The organism is Acidobacteriota bacterium, assembly GCA_028875575.1.
Classification (GTDB): Bacteria; Acidobacteriota; Terriglobia; order Versatilivoradales; family Versatilivoraceae; genus Versatilivorator.
This window is the reverse complement of the sequence record JAPPDF010000006.1, coordinates 1-2,628: the sequence shown is the minus strand read 5'-3', so window position 1 is coordinate 2,628 and position 2,628 is coordinate 1. Positions and strand designations below refer to the sequence as shown.

Sequence of the window (2,628 nt, the reverse complement as noted above, 5' to 3'; positions counted from 1 at the left end):
GAGCGTAGCGGTCACTACGGTCGAGCGAGCATGGATGCGCTGAGGGGAAAAGGACCAGCCAGGGCATGCCCGGCGCCGTGTGTAACCGCAAGTCGTACCAATCAGGCCGATGAGGTGCTGAAAATAGATGGACTTTCACCTATGAATCGAGCGGCCTGGTGAGAAATGCGGGTTAAGGGGGGACAGGAAAAGACCTAAAAGGAGGGGACGGCGTAGTAGCCCTTGCGGCTCTTGACCGTGAGGTTCTTGATTCGATTGCTCTCCACGTAAACCCGGATCCTGCGGAAGGAGACCGTATCGGGCAAGGTGTTGGGAATGTAACCCAACACGTACTGGTTCCTGGCGGACCGGGTGATAATCGGAAAGGTCCTGGCCAGGCGGTCGGCCTTGAACGGAAACAGCATCTCTCCCCCGGTGGAATTGGCATACTTCGCTACAGCGCCTCCCGTGAGGACCGATCGCACCGGAGTAATCCCGTAGACCACGATCTCAGCCCTCAGCAAGGCCTCCAGGGTGTCCTCGTAGGAGTTTCGGTTGCCGGGGGCATTTCGGCCCTCCGAAATAATGAGGATCATTTTTCGCCGTTCACGCGACCGCCGGCGCCGCAAGGCCTGGACCGCCGCGAACACGGCATCGTGAATGTGGGTGTTCCAGGTCTTGGGCGGTTGCACCGTGCCCCGAGCGTTGTCCAGTTCGATGCCTCCCACGGTCGTTTTCCGGGAGAAGGGCCCACTGGTCATTGCCGGTGAATGGGGCTCCCAGTTAATCTTGTCTCTCAAGGCCTCCAGAACCTTCCTCTTGTCCAGGGTGAAATCCAGCAGTTGGTTGGGGGTGTGGTCGAACTTGATAACGGCTATCTCGTCAAAAGCGCTGAAGGACTCGATCAGGGCCAGCAGCGTGGCCTCCAGCCTTGACTGGGCCTGGGAATTGAGCGTGCGGTCGATCAGAAGCACGGCCGACAGCGGTAGCGGGTCAGAAGAGAAATAGGTGAGTCTCTGCAGCACGTCTTCCTCAAAGACTCGAAAGTCTTCCCTCTCCAATCCGTAGAGCGGTTGATCGTTGCTGTCCCGGACGGAAACCGGCACCAGCACCAGGTTGACCGGGATTCTCAGAGTGAAGGAGTCCTGCTCTGTGCCCCCGCCCGGGGGGGACTGGGCAGGCAGTTGCAGACCCGTTGACAGGCTGAGGGCAATCAGGCAACCGAGAATCGAAAGCCTTTGAAGATGGGTTTGCGGCTTCAGCATGGAGCAAGGGCCCTAACTGGTGGGCGCGTAGTATCCCTTCCGGTACTGCAGCTTGACCTTTTTGCCTTTTATGTTGATCTTGATCCGACGGAAGGCGCCATCGCGGCTGGAGTTGGTGGAGCGGTAGGCCACCGAGTACTGGCTGCGCAGTTCCTCTGAAATTCGAAAGAAGCTCATGGCCAGGTCGTCGATCTTGGGCGGGAAGTAAGCTCTGCCTCCGGTGACCTCGGCCAGACGCTTCAGGAGCTTGTCCTGCTTGGGCTGCGACATCCCGAAGAATCCGCTGTTGTTGGTGCTGATGGTGTAAACGGATACTTCGGATCGCTGAGCGATGGCTACGGCCGAGTCGAACGTTTCATAGCTCATGTTGTCGTCGCCGTCGCCGATGAGTACCAGGATGCGTCTCGGTCCGGTCAGCCCCGCCAGTTTCTCCAGGCAGGCGACCTGAATGGCGTCGTACATCTTGGTCCCGCCACCGATTCTCACTGACTTGACGGCCTTGGACAGCCTGTCGGGATCGTCCACGAAGTCCTGCAGCACGTCGATGGTCGAGTCAAAGGTCATCAGCATTCCTTTGTCCCGCTTGCGCTGGATGGTGTTGTGGAAGAAGTCGATGGCAGCTTCCTGCTGCACTTTGAGGCTGGCCCTGGCGCTGGAGCTGCTATCCATCAGCAGGACGACTGCCAGGGGCTGATTCGACTCTCGGGAAAAGTTGGTGATGGTCTGCAGCCGGCCGTCTTCGAAAACCCTGACACGGTCTCGAGTCAGGTTTGGAACCAGGTTCCCTTTCTTGTCACGGGCAGTGAAAAGGACGTTGACGAGGTCTACGTCGACCTGAATCCTTTCCTTGGGGCTATTGGAGTTTGCCGCGCCGCCACTGCTCCCGCCTTGGGCCAGGACCAGGGAACAGAAGACTGCCAGCCCGCCCGACAGGATCAATCCGGCCAGGACCGTCCTCCACAGGAATCTCGGGCATCCATGGCGCAAATCGTTCATGGGAAAAGTATAAAGGGGAGGTCTGCGGCCGTCAACCGGCCCGGGGGGCCTTGAGCACTCGAATGCCGCCGCCCATCGGCTGCTGCCCGGGCCGGCTGATATTCGCTCCTGGGACGCCGCGTGTGCCCCCTCCGGCTCGACCGCGGGCGGGGCCTCCTATCTCACGATCTCGCTGGTTCCGTCCCCCCCACCGGTTCGACTGCGGGCGGAGCCCTTGTCTTGTGCAATCCATTCATGGTTTACACAATAAACCGCATACATGGTTTACACGGCCAGTCTTCTTTATGTGTGGCTAAGCATATCTCCCAGAGGGTGGATGGGCAACGAGCGGGAGTGCTCCGCAGGGAGGGCGGAGCCCGACCGAAGGAGCACTCCCGGCTTCACTCCC

The 2,628-nt window shown here is 59.7% G+C and carries 2 protein-coding genes; both read right to left on the bottom strand.

Features of this window, described 5'->3' with window-relative positions:
* Positions 1 to 194 precede the first annotated feature (194 nt).
* The gene (locus OXI69_01310; GenBank protein ID MDE2664769.1) at positions 195 to 1,244 is read right to left on the bottom strand and encodes a VWA domain-containing protein; all 1,050 of its coding nucleotides are present in this window, start codon (positions 1,242 to 1,244) and stop codon (positions 195 to 197) included.
* Positions 1,245 to 1,256: 12 nt separating this feature from the next.
* The gene (locus OXI69_01305) at positions 1,257 to 2,240 is read right to left on the bottom strand and encodes a VWA domain-containing protein (GenBank protein MDE2664768.1); all 984 of its coding nucleotides are present in this window, start codon (positions 2,238 to 2,240) and stop codon (positions 1,257 to 1,259) included.
* Between the last annotated feature and the right edge of the window lie 388 nt (positions 2,241 to 2,628).

Coding starts and splice junctions, on each gene's coding strand:
- OXI69_01310 (MDE2664769.1), bottom strand. CDS start 1,244: ATGCTGAAGCCGCAAACCCATCTTCAAAGGCTTTCGATTCTCGGTTGC.
- OXI69_01305 (MDE2664768.1), bottom strand. CDS start 2,240: ATGAACGATTTGCGCCATGGATGCCCGAGATTCCTGTGGAGGACGGTC.